The sequence below is a fragment of the Streptomyces sp. NPDC039424 genome (assembly GCF_055639495.1).
Map to the genome: position 1 here is coordinate 560,246 of NZ_JBVKAI010000004.1, position 22,582 is coordinate 582,827.

At 71.5% G+C, this 22,582-nt stretch carries 21 protein-coding genes; 14 read left to right on the forward strand and 7 right to left on the reverse strand.

All coding sequences use genetic code 11. The features are described from left to right. The first annotated feature begins 17 nt into the window (after positions 1–17). A complete protein-coding gene (locus tag ACZ7L0_RS13785; RefSeq protein WP_471242646.1) occupies positions 18–1,022 on the forward strand; it encodes an adenosine deaminase in 1,005 nt (334 codons plus the stop codon). Here ACZ7L0_RS13785 and ACZ7L0_RS13790 read toward each other — a convergent pair. Further along, the gene (locus ACZ7L0_RS13790) at positions 974–2,218 is read right to left on the reverse strand and encodes an MFS transporter (protein ID WP_471242647.1); all 1,245 of its coding nucleotides are present in this window, start codon (positions 2,216–2,218) and stop codon (positions 974–976) included. The genes ACZ7L0_RS13785 and ACZ7L0_RS13790 overlap by 49 nt on opposite strands. 285 nt (positions 2,219–2,503) lie before the next feature. Between ACZ7L0_RS13790 and ACZ7L0_RS13795 the strand changes: the two genes are divergently transcribed. From ACZ7L0_RS13795 to ACZ7L0_RS13840, 10 genes are all read left to right on the forward strand, one after another. After that, on the forward strand, positions 2,504–3,802 hold the full coding sequence (locus tag ACZ7L0_RS13795) for a glucarate dehydratase family protein (protein WP_471242648.1): 1,299 nt from the start codon (positions 2,504–2,506) through the stop codon (positions 3,800–3,802). Positions 3,803–3,929: 127 nt separating this feature from the next. Further along, positions 3,930–5,072: a carbohydrate kinase family protein gene (locus ACZ7L0_RS13800; protein ID WP_471242649.1), complete on the forward strand. Its 1,143-nt coding sequence runs from the start codon at positions 3,930–3,932 to the stop codon at positions 5,070–5,072. Positions 5,073–5,234: 162 nt separating this feature from the next. After that, the gene (locus ACZ7L0_RS13805; protein WP_471242650.1) at positions 5,235–6,314 is read left to right on the forward strand and encodes a PhoH family protein; all 1,080 of its coding nucleotides are present in this window, start codon (positions 5,235–5,237) and stop codon (positions 6,312–6,314) included. A 12-nt stretch (positions 6,315–6,326) separates the two neighbouring features. Next, positions 6,327–6,824: an rRNA maturation RNase YbeY gene (gene ybeY / locus ACZ7L0_RS13810; protein ID WP_471242651.1), complete on the forward strand. Its 498-nt coding sequence runs from the start codon at positions 6,327–6,329 to the stop codon at positions 6,822–6,824. A 9-nt stretch (positions 6,825–6,833) separates the two neighbouring features. Beyond that, entirely contained in the window at positions 6,834–8,144 is a 1,311-nt protein-coding gene (locus tag ACZ7L0_RS13815) for a hemolysin family protein (protein ID WP_471242652.1), read from the forward strand. Further along, on the forward strand, positions 8,141–8,500 hold the full coding sequence (locus ACZ7L0_RS13820; protein ID WP_471242653.1) for an MmcQ/YjbR family DNA-binding protein: 360 nt from the start codon (positions 8,141–8,143) through the stop codon (positions 8,498–8,500). The genes ACZ7L0_RS13815 and ACZ7L0_RS13820 overlap by 4 nt, the downstream gene beginning before the upstream one ends. A 37-nt stretch (positions 8,501–8,537) precedes the next feature. Beyond that, positions 8,538–8,891, forward strand: a complete 354-nt coding sequence (locus tag ACZ7L0_RS13825; RefSeq protein ID WP_471242654.1) for a cytidine deaminase — start codon at positions 8,538–8,540, stop codon at positions 8,889–8,891. A 206-nt stretch (positions 8,892–9,097) separates the two neighbouring features. Beyond that, the gene (locus ACZ7L0_RS13830; protein WP_471242655.1) at positions 9,098–9,574 is read left to right on the forward strand and encodes a hypothetical protein; all 477 of its coding nucleotides are present in this window, start codon (positions 9,098–9,100) and stop codon (positions 9,572–9,574) included. 145 nt (positions 9,575–9,719) lie between these two features. Next, a complete protein-coding gene (locus ACZ7L0_RS13835) occupies positions 9,720–11,048 on the forward strand; it encodes a beta-xylosidase (protein ID WP_471242656.1) in 1,329 nt (442 codons plus the stop codon). 98 nt (positions 11,049–11,146) lie between these two features. Next, positions 11,147–12,172 carry a DUF916 domain-containing protein gene (locus ACZ7L0_RS13840; RefSeq protein WP_471242657.1) on the forward strand — a complete coding sequence of 342 codons (1,026 nt, stop codon included), beginning with the start codon at positions 11,147–11,149 and terminating at the stop codon, positions 12,170–12,172. 36 nt (positions 12,173–12,208) lie between these two features. Here the strand turns inward: ACZ7L0_RS13840 and ACZ7L0_RS13845 are convergent, their stop codons facing one another. Continuing rightward, positions 12,209–12,547, reverse strand: a complete 339-nt coding sequence (locus ACZ7L0_RS13845) for a P-II family nitrogen regulator (protein WP_471242658.1) — start codon at positions 12,545–12,547, stop codon at positions 12,209–12,211. After that, complete coding sequence (locus tag ACZ7L0_RS13850) at positions 12,544–13,851, reverse strand: ammonium transporter (protein ID WP_471242659.1); 1,308 nt, start codon at positions 13,849–13,851, stop codon at positions 12,544–12,546. Before ACZ7L0_RS13850 ends, ACZ7L0_RS13845 begins: the two co-directional genes overlap by 4 nt. A gap of 186 nt (positions 13,852–14,037) precedes the next feature. On the opposite strand from ACZ7L0_RS13850, the gene era reads away from it, so the two are divergent. After that, the gene (era, locus tag ACZ7L0_RS13855) at positions 14,038–14,991 is read left to right on the forward strand and encodes a GTPase Era (RefSeq protein WP_471242660.1); all 954 of its coding nucleotides are present in this window, start codon (positions 14,038–14,040) and stop codon (positions 14,989–14,991) included. Between the two features lie 598 nt (positions 14,992–15,589). On the opposite strand, the gene ACZ7L0_RS13860 is transcribed toward era, so the two are convergent. The 4 genes from ACZ7L0_RS13860 to ACZ7L0_RS13875 form a co-directional block, all read right to left on the reverse strand. Next, complete coding sequence (locus tag ACZ7L0_RS13860) at positions 15,590–16,852, reverse strand: MFS transporter (protein WP_471242661.1); 1,263 nt, start codon at positions 16,850–16,852, stop codon at positions 15,590–15,592. Continuing rightward, positions 16,849–18,183, reverse strand: a complete 1,335-nt coding sequence (locus ACZ7L0_RS13865; RefSeq protein WP_471242662.1) for a GH1 family beta-glucosidase — start codon at positions 18,181–18,183, stop codon at positions 16,849–16,851. Before ACZ7L0_RS13865 ends, ACZ7L0_RS13860 begins: the two co-directional genes overlap by 4 nt. A 46-nt stretch (positions 18,184–18,229) precedes the next feature. Beyond that, positions 18,230–18,496, reverse strand: coding sequence for a protealysin inhibitor emfourin (locus ACZ7L0_RS13870; RefSeq protein ID WP_471242663.1), 267 nt, complete (start codon positions 18,494–18,496; stop codon positions 18,230–18,232). 65 nt (positions 18,497–18,561) lie between these two features. Beyond that, complete coding sequence (locus ACZ7L0_RS13875) at positions 18,562–19,632, reverse strand: M4 family metallopeptidase (RefSeq protein ID WP_471242664.1); 1,071 nt, start codon at positions 19,630–19,632, stop codon at positions 18,562–18,564. A gap of 334 nt (positions 19,633–19,966) precedes the next feature. Between ACZ7L0_RS13875 and leuA the strand changes: the two genes are divergently transcribed. Beyond that, positions 19,967–21,688, forward strand: a complete 1,722-nt coding sequence (leuA, locus tag ACZ7L0_RS13880) for a 2-isopropylmalate synthase (RefSeq protein WP_471242665.1) — start codon at positions 19,967–19,969, stop codon at positions 21,686–21,688. Between the two features lie 185 nt (positions 21,689–21,873). After that, positions 21,874–22,569: a TerB family tellurite resistance protein gene (locus tag ACZ7L0_RS13885; RefSeq protein WP_471242666.1), complete on the forward strand. Its 696-nt coding sequence runs from the start codon at positions 21,874–21,876 to the stop codon at positions 22,567–22,569. Positions 22,570–22,582 lie beyond the last annotated feature (13 nt).

The window sequence follows — 22,582 nt, forward strand, 5'->3', positions numbered from 1 at the left end:
GACCGTACGATGCTTTGATGTCCCTCCCCAAAGCAGAACTGCACCTCCACATCGAAGGCACCCTCGAACCCGAGCTGGCGTTCCGGCTCGCCGAGCGCAATGGTGTGACGCTTTCGTACGCGAACACCGACGAACTGCGCGAGGCGTACCGGTTCGAGGACCTGCAGTCCTTCCTGAACCTGTACTACGAGCTGATGGCCGTCCTGCGCACCGAGCAGGACTTCGCCGACCTGGCCGACGCCTACCTCGCCCGCGCCGCCGCGCAGGGCGTGCGGCACGCGGAGATCTTCTTCGACCCGCAGGCGCACCTCTCCCGGGGCGTCGGCATGGGGACGGTCGTGGAAGGGCTGTGGCGGGCGCTGGGCAAGAGCGAGTCGGCGCACGGCGTCTCCACCCGCCTGATCATGTGCTTCCTGCGCGACGAGTCCGCCGAGTCGGCCATGGAGACGCTTCGGGCCGCCGAGCCGTACCTCGACCGGATCACCGGCGTCGGCCTCGACTCGGCCGAGGTCGGCCACCCGCCGGTGAAGTTCCGCGAGGTGTACGAGGCCGCCGCCGCGCTCGGGCTGCGCCGGGTGGCGCACGCCGGTGAGGAGGGGCCGCCGGAGTACATCACCGAGGCCCTGGACGTGCTCGGCGTCGAACGCGTCGACCACGGTCTGCGCTGCGTGGAGGACCCGGCGCTGGTGGAGCGCCTGGTCCGCGACCGGATCCCGCTCACCCTGTGCCCCCTCTCCAACGTCCGCCTCCGCGCCGTCGACGCCCTCGCCGACCACCCGCTGCCCGCCATGCTCGACGCGGGCCTGCTGTGCACGGTCAACTCCGACGACCCGGCCTACTTCGGCGGCTACGCCGGCGACAACTTCCGTGCCGTCCAGGAGACGCTGGGCCTGACCGACGACCGCCTGCGCGAGCTGGCCCGCAACTCCTTCCTCGCCTCCTTCCTGGAGGACGACGAGGAGCGGCGGGCGCGTTACCTCGCCGAGGTGGAGGCGTACGAGTTCGGGGACGCGGTGTCGTAGTCCTGCCGGGTGGGGACGGCCGGGGCGTCCACCGGAATCTCCACGACCGCCACGGTCTCGGGGACCGGCAGTGGGCGCCCGGCCGGGCGCAGGGCGACGGCCGTCAGGGGCAGCGCGATCAGCAGGAGGCCGGTGGCGAGCACTGTGCCCATGGCCGGGAATCCGGCGTGGGCGGAGAGCAGGCTGCCGGCCAGGGGGCCCGCGGCCGTGCCCAGGGAGCCGGCGGAACCGACCAGGACCGCCCAGCGGCCACGCGGGTCGAGGGAGGCGGCGAGGCCGATGAGGTACGACAGCACGATCGGGTAGAGCAGGTTCCAGGCGATCTCGCCCGCCGCGAAGGTCGGCAGGTCCCTCGCCGAGGCGCTGAGCGCGATGCAGGCCGCGATGAGCGCCGTACCCGCTCCGATCGGCAGCGCCCGGCCGAGGCGCGGTCCGAGCGCGCCCGCCCCGACGACGCCCAGCAGTCCGGCGCCGAGCGCGATCGCGAACACCGCGCCGACGGTCACCTCGGTCAGATGCGCCTGGGACAGGCCGATCCGGCCGCTGACGCCCCACAGGGCGTTCTGGGCGAGGGACCAGCAGGGCATCGCGGCGGCGAGGACCAGGCCGGAGCGCGGGTGGGGGAGCGGGCCTCGCTCGACGCGGTCGCGGGCGGTGGCGGCAGGGGTGGAGAGGCGGCCGGTGAGCGGCCAGACCGCGAGCGCGGTGAGCGCGATGGCGGCCAGTGGCTGTCCGTGGCCCGGGCCGAGGTGCGGGACCGTCAGATAGACGGCGCCCGCGAGGGCGGAGACGCCGAGCAGGCCGAGGGTGGTGGTCCGGTGCGGGTCGCGCTGGGCGGCGATGCCGGTGGCGGCGACGGCGGTGACCGTACCGGAGCCGAACCCGCCGAGCACCGCGCCCGCGACGACGGCCGGTACGGCACCGGCGAGCGCGGCCCCGCCGTAGCCGAGGACGGCCAGCACGAGCCCGGCGCGGGCGAGCGTGCGTGCTCCGACCCGGTCCACCCGGGACGCCAGCAGGAACCCCGCCGTCGCCGAACTCAGCAGCAGCGCGCTGCCGATGGCACCGGCCTGGGTGGCGGAGAGGGGGAGCCCCGCGTCGAGTCTGCCGACGGTGGTGGGCAGGAGGTACGGGGCGAGGTACCCGGCCGTGAAAAGGGCGACGAGGGGCCAGGGCGTGGTGCGGGGGGAGGACACGGGCGTTCCCAGGGCATGCGAAAGGAGCGGCTCAAGAAGGGGGGTTGGGCGCCGACCGTCGACGGACAGGAACGCGCGAGCAAGTTGTATCAAGCAGGCGGTTCGGGAAGAAGCTCGGGGTGTGTGATCCGGGCCATATTCCGTTTGCGGGGGGAGGGGGTGGGTAGTAGCGCGCGCCCGGCCGGGCGGTGCCGTTGACGGTCGATGTTCGTCTATCTAGTCTCGGTTCCCATATGTGGACCGCTTGTGGATGACGTCCGTGACCCACCCCGGAGGAGCCGCCCTGTGACCCGCGACCTGACCATCACCGAGGTGCGGCTGACGCCGATCCTGGTCGCCGACCCGCCGCTGCTGAACACACAGGGCATCCACCAGCCGTACACCCCTCGCCTGATCGTGGAGGTGGTGACGGCCGACGGCGTCACCGGGCTGGGCGAGACCTACGGCGACACCAAGTACCTGGAACTGGCCCGCCCGCTCGCCGACCGCCTGGTGGGCCGTCAGGTCACGGACGTGAACGCCTTCTTCGCCCTCGACATCACCGTGGACGACTCCCGGGTCGAGGACGCCGTGGACGTCGGCGGACTGCGCGGTGTCCAGACCGCCGACAAACTGCGCCTGTCCGTCCTCTCCGCCTTCGAGGTCGCCTGCCTGGACGCCCAGGGCAGGGCTCTCGGGCTGCCCGTGCACGCACTGCTCGGCGGCAAGGTGCGGGACACCGTCGAGTACAGCGCCTACCTGTTCTACAAGTGGGCCGGCCACCCGGAGCGCGGCGCCGCCCTGCCCCCCGAGAGCGACGACTGGGGCGCCGCCCTCGACCCGGCCGGGATCGTGGACCAGGCGCGCAAGTTCAAGGAGCGCTACGGCTTCACCTCCTTCAAGCTCAAGGGCGGCGTCTTCCCGCCCGACGAGGAGATCGCGGCCGTACGGGCCCTCGCGGAGGCGTTCCCCGGGCACCCCCTGCGGCTCGACCCCAACGGCGCCTGGTCGGTGGAGACCTCGCTGAAGGTGGCGAAGGAACTGGCGGACGTCCTGGAGTACCTGGAGGACCCGGCGCTCGGCACCCCCGCCATGGCCGAGGTGTCGGCGGGCACCGACGTGCCACTGGCCACCAACATGTGCGTGACGACCTTCGGCGAGATCAAGGAGGCGTTCGCGCGGGACGCCGTGCAGGTGGTGCTCTCCGACCACCACTACTGGGGCGGCCTGCGCAACACCCAGCACCTCGCGGCGATCTGCGCCGCCTTCGGCGTCGGGGTGTCCATGCACTCCAATACCCACCTCGGGATCAGCCTCGCCGCGATGACCCATGTGGCGTCCACCGTGCCGGGCCTCCACCACGCCTGCGACTCCCACTACCCCTGGCAGTCGGAGGACGTCCTCACCGAGCGCCTCACCTTCACCGACGGCCGGGTCACCGTCTGCGACGCACCCGGCCTCGGCGTCGAGCTCGACCGCGACGAGCTCGCCCGCCTGCACCGCCGCTGGACCGAGGACGACGGCACACTCCGGGAACGGGACGACGCGGCGGCCATGCGGGTGGCCGAGCCGGGGTGGGTGACACCGGCCGTGCCCCGCTGGTGACCGGCGCCCAGGCCGTGTCCGCAACCTAGGGGCGGGGCTCGAGCGGGCGGCTGTGGCGGGAGAGCCGCCGCCCGGTGCGTGTGGTGGTGCACACTGGCCAGATCCGCACCATGTCAGGGAGCGCACCGTGACCGCGTCCAACGCGTTTGCCGGAGAGGAACGGGAGACCCTCGGAGAGGCCCCGCACGCCCACGCCCACGTCGACCCGCTCGCCGCCGTGCGCACGCCGGCCGACCCGCCCTGGGACGTCTACCTCACCGGCACCGTCTTCCTGGACATCATCTTCACCGGCCTCGACTCCGCCCCGGTGCGCGGGACCGAGTCCTGGGCGCGCGGAATGGGTTCCAGCCCCGGCGGCGTCGCCAACATGGCCACGGCGCTGGCCCGTCTGGGCCTCAGGACGTCCCTCGCCGCGGCCTTCGGCGACGACCACTACGGCGAGTACTGCTGGGACGCCCTGGAACAGGGGGAGGGCATCGACCTCTCCCCGTCCCGCTCCGTACCCGGCTGGCACTCCCCGGTCACCGTCTCCATGGCCTACGAGGGCGAGCGCACGATGGTCTCCCACGGCCACGAACCGCCCCCCGAGGAGCCCGCCCCCGACTGCCCGCCCCGCGCGCGTGCGGCCGTCGCCTCGCTGACGCCCGGCAAGCGGGCGCCCTGGATCGCGGAGGCGGCCCGCAAGGGCACCCGGATCTTCGCCGACGTCGGCTGGGACGACACGGGCGCCTGGGACCTCGCGGGCCTGACCGACCTGGAGCACTGCGAGGCGTTCCTGCCGAACGCCGACGAGGCCATGCGCTACACCGGCGCCGACTGCCCGCGCACGGCGGCCCACGCCCTCACCGAGCACGTACCGCTGGCGGTGGTGACCCTCGGCGCGGACGGCGCCTACGCGGTGGACCGGCGCACCGGCGAGAGCGCCGAGGTCCCCGCGATCGCCGTCGAGGCTCTCGACCCCACCGGCGCCGGGGACGTCTTCGTCGCCGGTTTCGTCACCGGCTCGCTGGCCGGGTGGCCGCTGGCGGACCGGCTGGCCTTCGCGGGCCTGACGGCCGCGCTCTCCGTCCAGGAGTTCGGCGGCTCCCTGTCCGCGCCCGGCTGGGCGGAGATCGGGGCGTGGTGGCGCCAGGTCCAGTCGGTCGACGGCCAGGACCCGGCGGCCCTGCGGCGCTACGCGTTCCTGGCCGGCCTGGTCCCGGCGGAACCGGTCACCGCGTGGCCCCGGCGCAGGGCGGTACCGACGATCGGGTTCGGACGGTCGGCGTGACGGCGGGGCGGCGTGACGGCCAGGGGCTTCGCTCCCCGGACACCCGCTCGTACGAAAAGCCCTACGGCGTTGTCAGCCCCCCGTCGTACTCTTGATAGCGCGAGGCCGCCCTCAGCTACGCGGCCGTGACGAGGAGGAACCGCAGGCCTTAAGCGCCGGCCCATGACTCAGACACCCACAGCTCACACCTCCGCGCAGGAGCAGGCGAGAGCACAGTTCACCGTCCCCGCCCAGCACCCCATGGTCACCGTCCTGGGGTCCGGCGACTCCCTTCTGCGCGTGATCGAGAAGGCCTTCCCGGCGGCCGACATCCACGTCCGGGGCAATGAGATCAGCGCGGTCGGCGACCCGGCGGAAGTCGCCCTCATCCAGCGCGTGTTCGACGAGATGATGCTGGTGCTCCGCACCGGGCAGCCGATGACGGAGGACGCAGTGGAACGCTCGATCGCCATGCTGAAGGCGAGCGAGAACGGGACGAGCGACGGGCAGGAGACCCCGGCCCAGGTACTGACGCAGAACATCCTGTCCTCGCGCGGCCGGACGATCCGCCCCAAGACCCTCAACCAGAAGCGGTACGTCGACGCCATCGACCACCACACCATCGTCTTCGGCATCGGCCCCGCCGGTACCGGCAAGACCTACCTGGCCATGGCCAAGGCGGTGCAGGCCCTGCAGTCCAAGCAGGTCAACCGCATCATCCTGACCCGCCCGGCGGTCGAGGCCGGCGAGCGCCTCGGCTTCCTGCCCGGCACGCTCTACGAGAAGATCGACCCCTACCTGCGCCCGCTGTACGACGCGCTGCACGACATGCTCGACCCGGACTCGATCCCGAGGCTGATGGCCGCGGGCACGATCGAGGTGGCGCCGCTCGCCTACATGCGTGGCCGTACCCTCAACGACGCCTTCATCATCCTGGACGAGGCCCAGAACACGAGCCCCGAGCAGATGAAGATGTTCCTCACCCGCCTCGGCTTCGACTCGAAGATCGTGATCACGGGTGACGTGACCCAGGTCGACCTGCCCAACGGCACCAAGTCCGGTCTGCGTCAGGTCCAGGACATCCTGGAGGGCGTCGACGACGTCCACTTCTCCCGGCTGTCGTCCCACGATGTCGTACGGCACAAGCTGGTGGGCCGTATCGTCGACGCGTACGAGAAGTACGACAGCGACCACGGCACCGAGAACGGCACCCACAAGGGCGGCCGGAGCAGGACCGGCGCCACGGGCACCAAGGGGAAGTAGACCAGCACGACCATGTCGATCGACGTCAACAACGAGTCCGGAACCGAGGTCGACGAGCAGGCGATCCTCGACATCGCCCGCTACGCGCTCGCGCGGATGCGCATCCACCCGCTCTCCGAGCTCTCGGTGATCGTCGTGGACGCCGACGCCATGGAGCAGCTGCACATCCAGTGGATGGACCTGCCCGGGCCGACCGATGTCATGTCCTTCCCGATGGACGAGCTCCGGCCGCCCAGCAAGGACGACGAGGAGCCCCCGCAGGGGCTCCTCGGCGACATCGTGCTCTGCCCGGAGGTCGCCGCCAAGCAGGGGACGGAGGCGCCCACGCAGCACTCCATGGACGAGGAGCTCCAGCTGCTCACCGTCCACGGCGTGCTGCACCTGCTCGGGTACGACCACGAGGAGCCCGACGAGAAGGCCGAGATGTTCGGGCTGCAGGCCGCCATCGTGGACGGCTGGCGTGGCGAGCACGGGCTGACCGGGCCGTCCCCGGCGCCCACGGTCTCGTAAGCGCGGCCCATGAGTCCTCAGATCGTCCTCGGCGCCGTCGCCCTGGTCGTCGTCGCCTGGCTCGCCGCCTGCGCGGAGGCGGGCCTGGCGCGGATCTCCAGCTTCCGCGCCGAGGAAGCCGTCAAGTCCGGGCGGCGCGGCAGCGCCAAGCTCGCCCAGATCGCCGCCGACCCCACCCGCTACCTCAATGTGGCCCTGCTGGTCCGCGTCGCCTGCGAGATGGCTGCGGCGGCCCTGGTCACCTACGCCTGCCTGCGAGAGATCGACGGCACCGCCCAGGCCCTGCTCGCCGCGATCGGCGTCATGGTCCTGGTGTCGTACGTCGCCGTCGGCGTCTCCCCGCGCACCATCGGCCGCCAGCACCCGCTGCACACGGCGACGGCGGCGGCGTACGTGCTGCTGCCGCTGGCGCGGGTCATGGGCCCGGTCCCGTCCCTGCTGATCCTCATCGGCAACGCCCTCACCCCCGGCAAGGGCTTCCGCCACGGCCCCTTCGCCTCCGAGGCGGAGCTGCGGGCGCTGGTCGACCTCGCCGAGCAGGAGTCACTGATCGAGGACGACGAGCGCCGTATGGTGCACTCCGTCTTCGAGCTGGGTGACACGCTCGTACGGGAGGTCATGGTGCCCCGCACCGACCTGGTCGTCATCGAGCGCTACAAGACCATCCGGCAGGCCCTCACCCTCGCCCTCAGGTCCGGCTTCTCACGCATCCCCGTCACCGGCGAGAGCGAGGACGACATCGTCGGGATCGTGTATCTGAAGGACCTGGTCCGCAAGACGCACATCAGCCGGGACGCCGAGAGCGACCTGGTGTCCACCGCGATGCGGCCCGCGTTCTTCGTGCCCGACACCAAGAACGCCGGCGACCTGCTGCGCGACATGCAGAAGCAGCGCAACCACGTCGCCGTCGCCATCGACGAGTACGGCGGCACCGCCGGCATCGTCACCATCGAGGACATCCTCGAGGAGATCGTCGGCGAGATCACCGACGAGTACGACCGGGAACTCCCGCCCGTGGAGGACCTCGGCGAGGGCCGCCACCGGGTCACCGCCCGCCTCGACATCACCGACCTCGGCGAGCTGTACGGCCTGGAGGAGTACGACGACGAGGACGTGGAGACCGTCGGCGGCCTGCTGGCCAAGGCGCTGGGCCGGGTCCCCATCGCCGGGGCCTCGGCCGAGGTGGAGCTGCCGGACGGGCGCAAGCTGCGGCTGACGGCGGAGGCGGCGGCCGGCCGCCGGAACAAGATCGTGACGGTGCTGGTGGAGCCGGTGGCCCCGCAGGGCCCGGCGGACGACGGGGAGGCGGGAGCCGAGTGACCCCCAAGGAGCTGCGCGCCTTCTGCCTGTCCTTCAACGCGGCCGTGGAGGACTTCCCGTTCAACCCGGAGATCTCGGTCTTCAAGGTCCAGGGCAAGATGTTCGCCCTGACGCACCTGGACGCGCGGCCCCTGACCGTCAACCTCAAGTGCGACCCGGAGGACGCGATCCGGCTGCGCACCGAGCACGAGGGCCTGATCAACCCCGGCTACCACATGAACAAGCGCCACTGGAACACCGTCACGGCCGACGGCGAACTCCCGGACCGCCTGGTCCGGGAGCTCATCGAGGACTCGTACGACCTGGTCGTCGCCGGACTGCCGCGCGCCGACCGCCTCCGCCTCGACCGCCCCTGAGGCCCCCGCGCGCAGGCGCTCTTCGTATGCTCGGGGCATGACCGACAGCAACGCGCTCGACCCCGAGGACCGCAAGATCGTCACCCTGGCCCGTTCCGCCCGGGCCCGCAACGGCGTACCGGAGGGCGCGGCCGTACGGGACGAGACGGGCCGCACCTATGTCGCCGGCACCGTGGCCCTCGACTCCCTCCAGCTGAGCGCCCTGCGCACCGCCGTCGCCATGGCGGTGGCATCCGGAGCGAAGTCACTGGAGGCCGCAGCAGTGGTCACCGAGTCCGAAGCCCCCTCCCCGGAAGACCTAGCAGCAGTACGCGACCTCGGCGGCCCGGCCACCCCGGTACTACTGGCCACCCCCGACGGCAACATCCGCCAGACCATCCCCACCGACTGAGGCCCGAGGGCGGCCTCCGCCGCCCATCAGCCCTCTGTGTTGAAAACTGAATAGGCCGGAATTCAACCTTGCAAGCGCTTGCTCCCGGCGCGTCAATGAAATCGTCAACTCCCGACGGACCGTCAGAAACGAGCCGCGCAGCTGTCCGCACCCACTGCCGGGCCGACGGTCGTCACATGGCATTCCCCGTAAGGGAAGGGAGCCTCATGAGAGGCAAGCGCATAGGTACGGGTGCGGCAGTGATGGTCGGGGCCCTCGCGGTCACCGGGCTCGCCTTCGCGCCCACGGCGGCGGCCGTCACCCCGACGACGGCGACGATCAACGCGAGTTGCGGGTTGTTCGGCGGCGGGGCGGCCACGCTCACCGCCACGCAGAGCGGCACCTCGGCCACCATCACCCTCACGTCCACCGCCATCACGACACCGCTCGCACTGGCGAAGGACTCGATCACGTCCAAGCTCACCATGGTGAAGGCGGGCGGCGGCACCGTCGTCTTCAGCGGGACGAAGAACCCGGCCATGACCGCCGGGAGCCCCGTCACCGTCGGCCCGCTCAGCGGCACCGTGGCCTCCGGCGACAGTCTGGAGTTCTACGGCGGCTCGCTGGTGATGACCATCTTCGGGATCAACGTCACCTGTACGGCGACCGCCAAGCAGTCGCCCGGTCCGTTCGTGTTCGACTGAGTGATCTGTTCCGGATGCCGCAGAAACTGAGGATCCGTCAGGTTTCTGCGGCATCTGCATTGACTTCTCACGCGGGCTCCACATCAATGGCCCCCTGTCGGCGCAGACGAGCCGCTGCGCCCGCATCCCTCAGGAGGGGGCAAGCATGGGTCCGACACTCCGAAGACCGCGCCGGCGCCGCTGGGCGTCGCTGCTCGGGGTGACCGCGGTCGCGGTCACCGCGGGCGGGGCGCTCGCCTGCCCGGCCGGTGCGGCGGGCACGAACGTGGACTTCCCCACGCACTGCATCCCGCCCGCCATCGCGGGCATCCCGCCGATCGACGGCACCACCACCGGGAACATCTCGGTGGACGACACCACCCCCAAGGTCGGCGACACGGTCACCGTGACGTACACGGTGGTCACCCCGGCCGCCAGCAACCCCACCGACCTGGCCCTGCCGGCCGACATCATGACCCCGACCGGCAAGGTCACCCTCGGCGGCGCGCAGACCGGGGACGTGACGGTGGCGGGGCCGAAGAAGAACGACCCGGTGCCGGGGAAGGGCGCCTTCCCGTCGTTCTCCATGACCGGCACGTTCAAGGTCACCTCGCCCGGCGCGATCACGCTCTCGCCCGGCGACTACAACATCCACACCAGCTACATCCTGGAGCTGGACACCCCGTGCACGGTGACCAACCCGCCCGCGCCGGTCTCCCAGACCGTCACCGCGACGGACTCGACCCCGGTCAACAACCGTGCCATCAGCCTGGGTTCGGCCTCCGGGAACCCCGGTGACAGCGTCACCGTCAACGGCACCGGCTTCACGGCCGGCGCGAGCGTGACACTCGCCGGACGCTCCGGGGGCGCGCAGACCGCGGACACCGCGACCGTGACCGCGAACGCCCAGGGCTCCTTCAGCGGCTCACTGCCCGTCAACGACAAGACGACGACCGGCATCGTGGCGTACGAGGGCAGCTCCTGGAACGCGGAGAAGGGCGCCGGACCCGCGGCCTACGTCGTGAACGACACCACGCCCGTCCCCGCCGGCAGCCAGAAGCTGACGACGACCGTGAAGGCGGGGACGCTGTCCATGTCCCAGGCCGGGGACGCCGTCTCACTGTCGGCGGTCGACTTCGGCAAGGGCGGGGCCTCGACCGGCTCCCTCAACACGGTGACCGTCAAGGACTTCCGCGGCGGGCCCGCGGGCTGGTCCCTGACCGGCAAGGTCACCGACTTCACCGGTCCCGGCGCCAAGATCGACGCCGGGAAGCTGAGCTGGACCCCCGCCTGCGCGACCAAGGCGGGCAGCCCCAGCACCTGCAAGGCCGGTTCGGCGGGCACGGTGGGCACCTCGGGAGCGACCCTGGCGTCGACCCCCGACGGCACGCTCACCGGCGGTGAGTTCACCGTCGATGCCGGACTGTCCCTGGACGTACCGGCGTTCACGCCTCCGGGGTCGTACTCCGGCGTCCTGACCCTCACGCTCACCTGAGCGTACGTGTCACCTCGCCGGTGGCCGGGCGCCCCACCGCACCGGGGCCGCACCCGCCCGACCACCGTCCCGACTCACGCCCGTGGGGGTCCGCACCCATGCGCAAGCCGTACGCCCTCCTCCTGCTCCTCGGCCTGTTCCTGGCCACCGGGACGGCCCCCGCGCACGCCGCCGACAACGGCAGCTGGTCCGTCTACCCCGTCTCCTCCCGGATCGCCGCCCGGCCGTACTTCTACCTCTCCGCCGACCCCGGCCGGACGATCACCGACAAGGTGGTCGTCGCCAACAAGACCGGCAAGCCCCTGACCCTCCGCCTCTACGCGGCCGACGCCTACAACACCGCCCGCGACGGCGGCTTCGCCGTACGCACCCTCAAGGAGCGGATGTGGGGCGTCGGCGCCTGGGCGAAACCCGCGAAGTCCCAGGTCACCGTCCCCGCGCACAAGAAGGTCACCGTCCCCTTCACCCTCCGCGTGCCGCAGGGCGCCGAACCGGGAGACCACCCGGGCGCGATCGTGGCGCTGGACGAGCGCGTCGCGAAGGGCGGCGGCTCCCTCGCACTCGGGGTGCGGCGGGCCGTCGGCGCCCGTGTCTACCTGCGGGTGGGCGGACCGACACTTCCGGCCATCGCCGTCGAACACGTCAGCCTCACCCACCACCAGCCGCTCGTCCCCGGCCTCGGCGACAGCGTGGCGACCGTCTCCTACACGCTGCACAACACCGGCAACGTCACCCTCGACCCGAAGGTGGAGCTCAAGGCCCGGGGCCTGTTCGGCCGGACGCTGCTGGCGCGCGACCTGACGAAAATTCCCTCCGAACTGCTGCCGGGGGAGCGGGTCCGGCTCACCGAGACCTGGCGGGGCGCACCCCAGTTCGACTGGGGCGACGTGACCCTGACGGCCAGCGCCACGGGCACCCGCGAGTCGGCGAGCGCCTCCTTCTTCGCCCTGCCCTGGCTGCTGGTCGCGCTGGTGTTCACCGCCGGAGTGGCGGCGGGGGCACTGCTGGCCAGGGCCCGACGAGCGCGGACGGGGACCGGGCCTGGCCGCCCGGCGCGCGGCGCGGTCCGCCCCTCGGGTCCGGAGGGCCGGGTTCGGCTGAGCCGTTTCCTGCCGAGACGGTGAGGTCCGCCGGTTGGCCCCCTGGCTCACGAGCTCCGCTCAGAGGGCGTCCGGACCGCGCTCGCCCGTCCGTACCCGTACGACCGTCTCCACCGGCAGGGCCCACACCTTGCCGTCGCCGATCTTCCCCGTCTGCGCGGCCCTGACGATCGCGTCGATCACGGGGTCCGCGTCGGCGTCCTCCACGACGACCTCGATACGGACCTTGGGCACCAGGTCGACCCGGTACTCGGCACCCCGGTACACCTCGGTGTGGCCGCGCTGCCGGCCGTACCCGCTGGCCTCGGTCACGGTCAGACCGTGCACGCCGAGCTCCTGGAGAGCGGTCTTGACCTCGTCGAGGCGGTACGGCTTGACGATCGCGGTGATGAGCTTCATGCCTGGCTCTTGACCTTCTGGGCGGTGGGGACGGAGTGGGCGACCGGGGCGCCGTGGCCCAGGACCCCGTGATCGTAAGCCGTCTCGGCGTGCACCGTAAGGTCCAGGCCGGTGTACTCCTCGTCCTCGCTCGCCCGGAAGCCCATCACCTTGTCGAGCAGCTTGCCGATGCCGTACGTCACACCGAAGGCGTACGCGGCGACGACCACGACGGCGAGGAACTGCTTGCCGAGCTGGGCGATGCCGCCGCCGTACAGGAGCCCCTCCGTGCCGCCGGTCATGGTGCCGACCGCGAAGACGCCGATGAGGAGGGTGCCGACGACTCCGCCGACCAGGTGGACGCCGACGACGTCGAGCGAGTCGTCGTAGTTCAGCTTGAACTTCCAGCCCACCGCGTAGCTGCACAGGACGCCGGCGGCGAGGCCGACCACCAGGGCGCCGAGCAGGGAGACCGAGCCGCAGGAGGGCGTGATCGCGACCAGACCGGCGACCGCGCCGGAGGCCGCGCCCAGGGTGGTGGGGTGGCCGTCGCGCTTCTGCTCGACGAAGAGCCAGCCGAGCAGGCCGGTGCAGCCGGCGGCGAGGGTGTTGAGGAACGCGGCGGCGGCCAGGCCGTTGGCGCCGAGGGCGGAGCCCGCGTTGAAGCCGAACCAGCCGAACCAGAGCAGGCCGGCGCCGAGCACCACCATGGGCAGGTTGTGCGGGCGCATGGCGTCCTTCTTGAACCCGAGCCTCGGGCCGAGGACCAGGCACAACGCCAGTCCCGAGGCGCCGGAGGTGATCTCGACGGGCAGGCCGCCCGCGAAGTCGAGGGCGCCGAGCCTGCTCATGATCCAGCCACCCGGCCCCCACACCCAGTGGGTGACGGGAACGTATACGAGCAACGCCCAGACGGGGACGAAGACCAGCCATGCGGAGAACTTCGCCCGGTCCGCGATCGCGCCGCTGATCAGGGCGGCCGTGATGATCGCGAAGGTGAGCTGGAAGGTGGCGAAGAGGAGGGTGGGGACGGTTCCCTGGACGCTGTCCGGGCCGAGACCGGCCATCCCGGCGTGCTCCAGCCCGCCGATCAGCCCGCCGCCGATGTCGTCGCCGAACGCGAGGGAGTACCCGGCCGCCAGCCAGACCACCGTCACGAGGGCGATCGACACGAAGCTCATCATCAGCATGTTGAGGACGCTCTTCGTGCGGACCATGCCGCCGTAGAAGAGGGCCAGGCCCGGGGTCATCAGCAGGACGAGGGCGGTGGCGGTGAGCAGCCAGGCGGTGTCGCCGGTGTTCGCGTGTGCGGCGGCCAGGGTCACGGGAGTCTCCAACGGTGTGGGGGCTCGTCAGAGGGTCACCGGCGCGCGTTTCCGGTTGCGTACGGGTGTGTTTCCGTGACGTTTCGTTGCGTGCGGGTTTCGGGGAGCTCACGGGGCGGGACGGTGGCCGCCCGTCGTGGCGGCGGTGGTACGGCGGGGGTTCGTGGATCAGGGAGAATGGGCGGCATGAGCGTTCGTACCCAGTCATCCGAAGAGTCGGGCGAGACCGTCCACCGCGCCGGCTTCGCCTGTTTCGTCGGTCGCCCCAACGCGGGCAAGTCCACCCTCACGAACGCTCTGGTCGGGCAGAAGGTCGCGATCACCGCGAACCAGCCGCAGACCACGCGGCACACGGTACGGGGCATCGTGCACCGTCCGGACGCCCAGCTGATCCTGGTGGACACCCCCGGGCTGCACAAGCCGCGCACGCTGCTGGGTGAGCGCCTCAACGACGTCGTCCGCACGACCTGGGCGGAGGTCGACGTGATCGGCTTCTGCCTTCCGGCCAACGAGAAGATCGGCCCCGGTGATCGCTTCATCGCCAAGGAGCTGGCCGGGATCCGGAAGACCCCCAAGATCGCCATCGTCACCAAGACCGACCTGGTCGACTCCAAGACCCTCGCCGAGCAGCTGATCGCCATCGACCAGCTGGGCAAGGAGCTGGGCTTCGAGTGGGCGGAGATCGTCCCCGTGTCGGCGGTCGGCGACAAGCAGGTGGGCCTTCTGGCGGACCTCCTGATCCCGCTCCTCCCCGAGGGCCCGGCGCTCTACCCCGAGGGCGACCTGACGGACGAGCCCGAGCAGGTCATGATCGCGGAACTCATCCGCGAGGCGGCCCTGGAGGGCGTCCGCGACGAGCTGCCGCACTCCATCGCCGTGGTCGTCGAGGAGATGCTCCCGCGAGAGGACCGCCCCGAGGACCGTCCCCTGCTGGACATCCACGCCAACCTCTACATCGAACGCCCCAGCCAGAAGGGCATCATCATCGGCCCCAAGGGCAAGCGCCTCAAGGAGGTCGGCATCAAGTCCCGCAAGCAGATCGAGGCGCTACTGGGCACACCGGTCTTCCTCGACCTGCACGTAAAGGTGGCCAAGGACTGGCAACGCGACCCCAAGCAGCTACGCCGCCTGGGCTTCTGACCCCTCTTTCCTCGCCCCCGCCGCCCCTACCCATCCCATCCCCAGGGGCTCCGCCCCTTCACCCCCGCCAGGGGCTCCGCCCCTGCACCCCGGCGGGGCTGTGCCCCTGCGCACCTGCGGGGCTGTGCCCCTGCATCCCTGCGGGGCTGTGCCCCTGCACCCCCGTGGGGCTGCGCGGTCTCTGGCCCCCTGCGGGGCTGTGCCCCTGCGTCCCTGCACGCCGGCGGGGCTGTGCCCCTTCGCCCCCGTGGGGCTGCGTCCCTGCACCTCGGCGGGGCTGTGCCCCTTCGCCCCCGTGGGGCTGCGTCCCTGCACCTCGGCGGGGCTGCGTCCCTGCGCCCTCGCGGGGCTGCGTCCCTGCGCCCTCGCGGGGCTGCGTCCCTGCGCCCTCGCGGGGCTGCGTCCCTGCGCCCTCGCGGGGCTGCGTCCCTGCACCTCGGCGGGGCTGCGTCCCTGCGCCCTCGCGGGGCTGCGCCCCTGCGCCCCGTCAGGGGTTGCGCGGCCTCTGGCCCCCAGCGGGGCTCTGCCTCTGTGGCTCCACGGGCTTTGCCCTCGTGCCTCGTTCGGGGTGCTCTGCGGATCCCGGAGGCCTCTGAAGTCACCTCACCCCGCGGATTCGTTCGACCAAGGCCGCTCCTATCAGGCCGATCACCGCTGCCGTCAGGTAGAGGGCCCGGTAGCCGCCGAGGTGGGTGACTATGGGGGCGGCCAGGGCGGGGGCGGTTACCTGGGGGAGGGCGTTGGCTATGTTGATGACGCCCAGGTCCTTGCCGCGGTTCAGGGCTGTGGGGAGGACGTCGGTCATCAGGGCGAAGTCCACTGAGGTGAACACGCCGAAGCCGATGCCGAGCACCGCTGCGGCGACGATCGCGCCGGGCCAGGTCTGCCAGCCGGACAGCAGGGCCGTCGCGAGGGCCATCAGCACCCCGGACCAGAGGACGAACGGCTTGCGCCGTCCCACGCGGTCGGACCAGATGCCGCCGACGACGACCGTGGCGAGCAGCGTCAGCCCGTTGACGGCCGTCAGGATCAGAACGCCCTCTTCGGGGTCGGGGTGGTGGAGGCGGTCCCGCAGGTAGTAGAGGAGGTACAGCAGTACCAGGGCATTGCTGAGGTTGATCAGGAAGCGGGTCAGCCAGGCCCAGCCCAGGTCGGGGTGGCGGCGCGGGCTCAGCCAGAAGCCCGCGAGGAAGCCGCGCCAGGACCAGGGCGGGCGCTCCTCGGCCGGCAGCCGCAGGTCCTCGTAGCGCCAGACGTACGGCAGCACGCCCACCACCGTGAACACCGCGCAGGCCGCATAGCCCGCCCCGGTCCCGCCCGCCGCCGTCGCCAGCCCGGTCCCGCCGACCACGCCGAGGATCTGCGCCGCCCCGAGCCAGCCGCCCACCGACCCCCGTTGCAGCCGGGGCACCCGGTCGGGGACCGCCGCCGTCACGGCCGCGAAGGCCGCGTTCAGCGTCAGCTGGACCAGGCACCAGCCCAGCGTCATCGTGACCATCCCGCCCGCGCCCGCGAGCACCAGCAGCGACAGCGCCCCGCCCGCCGCCCCGGCCACGATCCACGGCGTGCGGCGGCCCCAGCGGGACGCGGTGCGGTCGGACAGCGCGCCGAAGAGCGGGTTCGCCACCAGCGACACCACCGCGCCGGCGCCTGTCACCCAGGCCAGCATGGTCTCCTTCGACATGCCGGAGCCGGGCGCGAAGTCCTTCGCCTGGGAGGCGAGCAGGATCTGCAGGGGGCCGTACCAGCCCACCCAGATCGCCCCGTTGGCGAGGGAGAGCGCCGCCGTCCAGCCCCGGCCGACCCGCGCGACGGGTTCGGCGAGGGCGTCAGCGGGCCGGGCCGAACGGGCGGTCGTCATCTCTGCGTCCGCAGCATGTCCCGGAACCAGCCGTACGAGGCCTTCGGGGTCCGCTCCAGTGTCGCGGGATCGTCGAAGTCCACGTGGACCAGGCCGAAGCGGCGCGCGTAGCCCTCCGCCCACTCGAAGTTGTCCAGCAGCGACCAGACGAAGTAGCCGCGCACGTCCACCCCGGCCTCCACCGCCCGGTGCAGCGCCCGTACATGGGCGTCCAGGTAGGCGATCCGGTCCTGGTCGTCGATGCCCTCGTACGAGCAGCCGTTCTCGGTGATGACGACGGGCGGGAGCCGGTCGCCGTAGCGGTCGCGGAAGGTGGTGAGCAGTTCCGTCAGGCCCTCCGGGACGACCGGCCAGCCGAAGTCGGTGACCGGGCGGCCCTCGATGTCCCGTACCGAGAAGGGGAGTTCGGCGGGCATGGTGATGCCGCCGAACTCGATCTCGGTGCCCTGCGGGGCGCCCACCCTGCTCGGGGCGTAGTAGTTGATCCCGTACCAGTCGATCGGCTCGGCGATGACCTTCAGGTCCGACTCGACGTCCCCCGGCATCAACTCGCCCAGCCCGGCCGGGTATTCACCCAGGATCAGCGGCTCCGCGAACAGCCGGTTCAGCAGTACGTCGTAGAAGTCGGCGGCCTCCGTGTCGGCGCTCTCCTGGGACGCCGGCCAGGTCGGCCCGTGCGAGTTGGCGATCCCGATGTCCGTCGCCCCGGCCGCGCGCAGCGCCCGTACCGCCAGGCCGTGGGCCAGCAACTGGTGGTGGGCCACCGGCAGCGCGTCGAACTGCAGCTGCCTGCCGGGCGCGTGGACGCCGAGGGCGTGGCCCAGCAGGGTGTGCTCGGCGGGTTCGTTGAGGGTGATCCACTTGCCGACGCGGTCGCCGAGCCGCCCGGCGACCACCGACACGTACTCGGCGAACCGGGACGCCGTGTCCCGCTCCAGCCAGTCCAGCGCGGCCGGCAGGTCCCAGTGGAAGAGGGTCGGCACGGGCCGTACGCCCGCCGCGCACAGCTCGTCCACCAGACGGTCGTAGAAGTCCAGGCCGCCGGGGGAGTTGACCCTCGGCCAGGAGATGGAGAAGCGGTACGCGTCCACGCCCAGCCCGGCCAGGAGCGCCACGTCCTCGGTGTGGCGGTGGTAGTGGTCGCAGGCCACCGCCGCCGTCGAGCCGTCCTTCACCCGCCCCGGCTCGGCCGTGAACGCGTCCCACACGGAGGGCTCGCGCTCGTCCGCCGCCCCCTCGATCTGGTGGGCGGAGGTCGACACGCCCCAGAGGAAGCCGGCCGGGAACCGGGGTATCGGGTTGCCTGCATCAGTCGCCATGGGCGGGATCATCCTTACCGCCGGTAACGGAAGTCAACGCCCAGGCGTGAACCGCGAGTTACGCACCCTCCTTCAGCACCCGCGAGACCAGCGTGCGCTGCTCGTCCGTGAGGTGGGGGTCGGCCGCGTGCACGGTCTTCCCGTCCACCGTGATCTCGTACCGGAAGCCGTCCGGCACCCCGAGCGGCGGACTGCCCCGGCCGGCGGCCAGTGCCCGCTCGGCCAGGGTCTGCCACTCATGGGCGTCGGTGCGCCCCGAGGTGTCCACCTCTGCCCGCCGCTCGATGCCGGCGAACCCGCCCGTGCGCCTCACTCGAATCCTCATGGGTCCGTGTCTAGTACGGAAAGCCGCCGGAAACCACAGCGTCCGGAAACCACGGCGTCCGGCACCTACAGCGTCCGCACCCCGACCTGCTCCCACGCCTTCTGCACGGCCTGCAGCTCGTCCCCGGCGCCGTACCGCTCGCGGGCGGCCTTCACGGTGAGGGTGGCGAAGTCCGCGAACAGGGCGTCCTGCTTCAGGTCGCCGCCGGTCAGCACGTCGTACCAGATCTGTCCGGCCTTCTCCCAGGAGTGGCCGCCGAGGGCCGTGGCGGCCAGGTAGAAGGCGTGGTTGGGGATGCCGGAGTTGATGTGGACGCCGCCGTTGTCGCGGCCGGTGCGGACGTAGTCGTCCATGGTCGCGGGCTGCGGGTCCTTGCCGAGGACGTCGTCGTCGTACGCCGTGCCGGGGGCCTTCATCGAGCGCAGCGCCTTGCCGGTGACGCGCGGGGCGAGCAGCCCGGCGCCGATCAGCCAGTCGGCCTCGGCGGCGGTCTGGCCGAGGGTGTACTGCTTGATCAGCGAGCCGAAGACATCGGAGAGCGACTCGTTGAGGGCGCCGGGCTGGCCGAAGTAGGTGAGGTTGGCGGTGTGCTGGGTGACGCCGTGGGTCAGCTCGTGGCCGATCACGTCGACCGGGATGGTGAAGTCGAGGAAGATCTCGTTGTCCCCGTCGCCGAACACCATCTGCTCGCCGTTCCAGAAGGCGTTGTCGTAGCCCTCGCCGAAGTGCACGGTGGCGTCCAGCGGCAGTCCGTCGTCGTCGATGGAGTGGCGGCCGTAGGCCTTCAGGTACAGCTCGAAGGTGGCGCCGAGGCCCGCGTAGGCGCGGTTGACGGTGGCGTCCTTGCCGGGCTCGGAGCCCTCCTTGCGGACCTTCCGGCCGGGCAGGTCCTGTGTGTGCCGGGCGTCGTAGACGGTGCGGTGGGGCTTGCCGGTGGCCGCCTCGGCGGGCGGGGCGACGGCGGGTGCGCCGAGGACCGTGGTGAGGCGGCGGTGGGTGCGCTGGTAGGCGTCGTGCTCCAGGGACTGGCGGGCGGGTCCGGAGAGCGCGGGGTCCTCGTGCCGGGCGAGCTGGTCGAGGACGTGCGGCGGCACGATGGTGCAGAAGACGGGCTGGAAGCCCCCGTTGGTCGTCATGCCCGGCACCCTTGCACTGAGTCACGGTACTGTCACTACTCGCAACCATGATTGGTGAAATACACGGACATTCGGCGTCGCGCAGCGTCACGGAGTGGTATGGCGCACTTTTTGTCCCCTTCGTCCCCACGGTCCCGCATACTGGAACAGGCCCGCGCGTCCGGCGGGGCTCGGCTAGGCTGCGGAGCATCATGCGTTTCGGGCTGCTTCTCCTTAGCTGCCGCGGCGAGGGCCTGTAGAGGCCGACTCCCTCCCCGCGGAGCTTGGCGTTGCGTCGTCGGCCGTCCTTCCGGACACCGGACACAACCGGACTTCTCGAGGAGCCCACGCGATCATGGCGAACCGCCAGCAGCCCACCTCCATGCCGATCCACAAGTACGGCCGGTACGACCAGGTCGACATCCCGGACCGCACCTGGCCCGAGAAGCGCATCACCACCGCCCCCCGCTGGCTCTCCACCGACCTGCGCGACGGCAACCAGGCCCTGATCGACCCCATGTCGCCCGAGCGCAAGCGCCGGATGTTCGACCAGCTGGTCAAGATGGGCTACAAGGAGATCGAGGTCGGCTTCCCCGCCTCCGGGCAGACCGACTTCGACTTCGTACGCTCGATCATCGAGGAAGAGGGCGCGATCCCCGAGGACGTGACGATCTCCGTCCTGACCCAGGCCCGCGAGGACCTGATCGAGCGGACCGTGGAGTCCCTCAAGGGCGCCCGCCGCGCCACCGTGCACCTGTACAACGCCACCGCCCCGGTCTTCCGCCGGGTCGTCTTCCGCGGCTCCAAGGACGACATCAAGCAGATCGCCGTCGACGGCACCCGCCTGGTGATGGAGTACGCGGAGAAGCTGCTGGGCCCCGAGACCGAGTTCGGCTACCAGTACAGCCCGGAGATCTTCACCGACACCGAGCTGGACTTCGCCCTGGAGGTCTGCGAGGCGGTCATGGACGTCTGGCAGCCCGGCCCGGGCCGCGAGATCATCCTCAACCTGCCCGCCACCGTGGAGCGTTCGACCCCCTCGACGCACGCCGACCGCTTCGAGTGGATGGGCCGCAACCTCTCCCGCCGCGAGCACGTCTGCCTGTCGATCCACCCGCACAACGACCGCGGCACCGCCGTCGCCGCCGCCGAGCTGGCCCTGATGGCCGGCGCCGACCGCGTCGAGGGCTGCCTGTTCGGCCAGGGCGAGCGCACCGGCAACGTCGACCTGGTCACCCTGGGCATGAACCTCTTCTCCCAGGGCGTCGACCCGCAGATCGACTTCTCCGACATCGACGAGATCCGTCGTACGTGGGAGTACTGCAACCAGATGGAGGTCCACCCGCGCCACCCGTACGTGGGCGACCTGGTCTACACGTCCTTCTCCGGCTCCCACCAGGACGCCATCAAGAAGGGCTTCGACGCCATGGAGGCCGACGCGGCCGCCAGGGGCGTCACGGTCGACGACATCGAGTGGGCCGTGCCGTACCTGCCGATCGACCCCAAGGATGTCGGCCGCTCCTACGAGGCCGTCATCCGGGTCAACTCGCAGTCCGGCAAGGGCGGTATCGCCTACGTCCTGAAGAACGACCACAAGCTGGACCTGCCGCGCCGGATGCAGATCGAGTTCTCGAAGCTGATCCAGGCCAAGACGGACGCCGAGGGCGGCGAGGTCACGGGCGGCGACATCTGGGCGGTCTTCCAGGACGAGTACCTGCCGAACCCGGACAACCCCTGGGGCCGCATCCAGGTCCGCACGGGCCAGTCGACCACCGACACCGACGGCGTGGACACCCTCACCGTCGAGGCCACTGTCGACGGCGAGGACACCGTCCTGACCGGCACCGGCAACGGTCCGATCTCGGCCTTCTTCGACGCCCTGCAGTCCATCGGCGTCGACGTACGCCTGCTGGACTACCAGGAGCACACGATGAGCGAGGGCGCCTCCGCGCAGGCCGCCTCCTACATCGAATGCGCGATCGACGGCAAGGTTCTGTGGGGAATCGGCATCGACGCGAACACGACGCGTGCGTCGCTCAAGGCGGTGGTGTCCGCGGTGAACCGCGCGACCCGCTGACCCCCTCCGACCGGCTCTTTCGATGCCCTGACCGCTTGCCACGGCGGTCAGGGCACCGTCGTATACCGGCCATATGTTCGTGCAGGTCACGGAAAGGTCTCGTACGGGGTACTGACTCCACCTCGACAATGTGGCTAACATCACGCCAGCGCGGCGATGTTGCCGCGTCGTTACGGAGGTGCGACGTGCTGCCAGTACGGGGTCGAGACGGCCGTGCCACCAGGCTTGTGCGCCTCCTGGGCACCCGCATCGCGTGGACGCCCGTCGGGGACGGCGAGTTCTTCTGTCCGGGCTGCGGAGGCGACCGCAACTACGAGCGCCTCACCGGCCGCCGACGCTTCATCCTCCTCGGCGTGCCCGTCCTGCCGCGCGGGACGACCGGGCCGGTCGTGGAGTGCGCGTCCTGCCGCCGCCACTTCGGCACCGACGTCCTCGACCACCCCACCACCACCCGCTTCTCCGCGATGCTCCGCGATGCCGTGCACACGGTCGCCCTCGCCGTGCTGGCCGCCGGCGGCACCTGCGCCCGTACGTCACTGGAGACGGCCGTGAGCGCGGTGCGCGCCGCCGGCTTCCAGGACTGCACCGAGGAGCAGCTCGCCGCGCTGGTGGAGGCCCTCGCGGCGGACACCGGCCGGGTCCTCGGACAGCCGTGCGGCGGGAGCCTGGCCATAGAGCTGCACGAGGCCCTCGACCCCCTCGCCCCGCACCTCGCCCCCGCCGGCCGCGAGTCGATCCTCCTCCAGGCCGCCCGCATCGCCCTCGCCGACGGCCCCTACACCCCGGCCGAACGGGACGCCCTCGCCACCGTCGGCGCCGCCCTCACCATCCACGCGGACGACGTGGACCGGCTCCTGGTAGCGGCCCGCACACCGTCGTAGCCCCCGCGTACGA

What these genes read in the sequence shown, in the direction of transcription:
- ACZ7L0_RS13785 (WP_471242646.1), top strand. Translation starts at nt 18, where the DNA reads ATGTCCCTCCCCAAAGCAGAACTGCACCTCCACATCGAAGGCACCCTC.
- ACZ7L0_RS13805 (WP_471242650.1), top strand. Translation starts at nt 5,235, where the DNA reads ATGACTCAGACACCCACAGCTCACACCTCCGCGCAGGAGCAGGCGAGA.
- ybeY (WP_471242651.1), top strand. Translation starts at nt 6,327, where the DNA reads ATGTCGATCGACGTCAACAACGAGTCCGGAACCGAGGTCGACGAGCAG.
- ACZ7L0_RS13815 (WP_471242652.1), top strand. Translation starts at nt 6,834, where the DNA reads ATGAGTCCTCAGATCGTCCTCGGCGCCGTCGCCCTGGTCGTCGTCGCC.
- ACZ7L0_RS13825 (WP_471242654.1), top strand. Translation starts at nt 8,538, where the DNA reads ATGACCGACAGCAACGCGCTCGACCCCGAGGACCGCAAGATCGTCACC.
- ACZ7L0_RS13830 (WP_471242655.1), top strand. Translation starts at nt 9,098, where the DNA reads ATGAGAGGCAAGCGCATAGGTACGGGTGCGGCAGTGATGGTCGGGGCC.
- ACZ7L0_RS13835 (WP_471242656.1), top strand. Translation starts at nt 9,720, where the DNA reads ATGGGTCCGACACTCCGAAGACCGCGCCGGCGCCGCTGGGCGTCGCTG.
- ACZ7L0_RS13840 (WP_471242657.1), top strand. Translation starts at nt 11,147, where the DNA reads ATGCGCAAGCCGTACGCCCTCCTCCTGCTCCTCGGCCTGTTCCTGGCC.
- ACZ7L0_RS13845 (WP_471242658.1), bottom strand. Translation starts at nt 12,547, where the DNA reads ATGAAGCTCATCACCGCGATCGTCAAGCCGTACCGCCTCGACGAGGTC.
- era (WP_471242660.1), top strand. Translation starts at nt 14,038, where the DNA reads ATGAGCGTTCGTACCCAGTCATCCGAAGAGTCGGGCGAGACCGTCCAC.
- ACZ7L0_RS13860 (WP_471242661.1), bottom strand. Translation starts at nt 16,852, where the DNA reads ATGACGACCGCCCGTTCGGCCCGGCCCGCTGACGCCCTCGCCGAACCC.
- ACZ7L0_RS13865 (WP_471242662.1), bottom strand. Translation starts at nt 18,183, where the DNA reads ATGATCCCGCCCATGGCGACTGATGCAGGCAACCCGATACCCCGGTTC.
- ACZ7L0_RS13870 (WP_471242663.1), bottom strand. Translation starts at nt 18,496, where the DNA reads ATGAGGATTCGAGTGAGGCGCACGGGCGGGTTCGCCGGCATCGAGCGG.
- ACZ7L0_RS13875 (WP_471242664.1), bottom strand. Translation starts at nt 19,632, where the DNA reads ATGACGACCAACGGGGGCTTCCAGCCCGTCTTCTGCACCATCGTGCCG.
- leuA (WP_471242665.1), top strand. Translation starts at nt 19,967, where the DNA reads ATGGCGAACCGCCAGCAGCCCACCTCCATGCCGATCCACAAGTACGGC.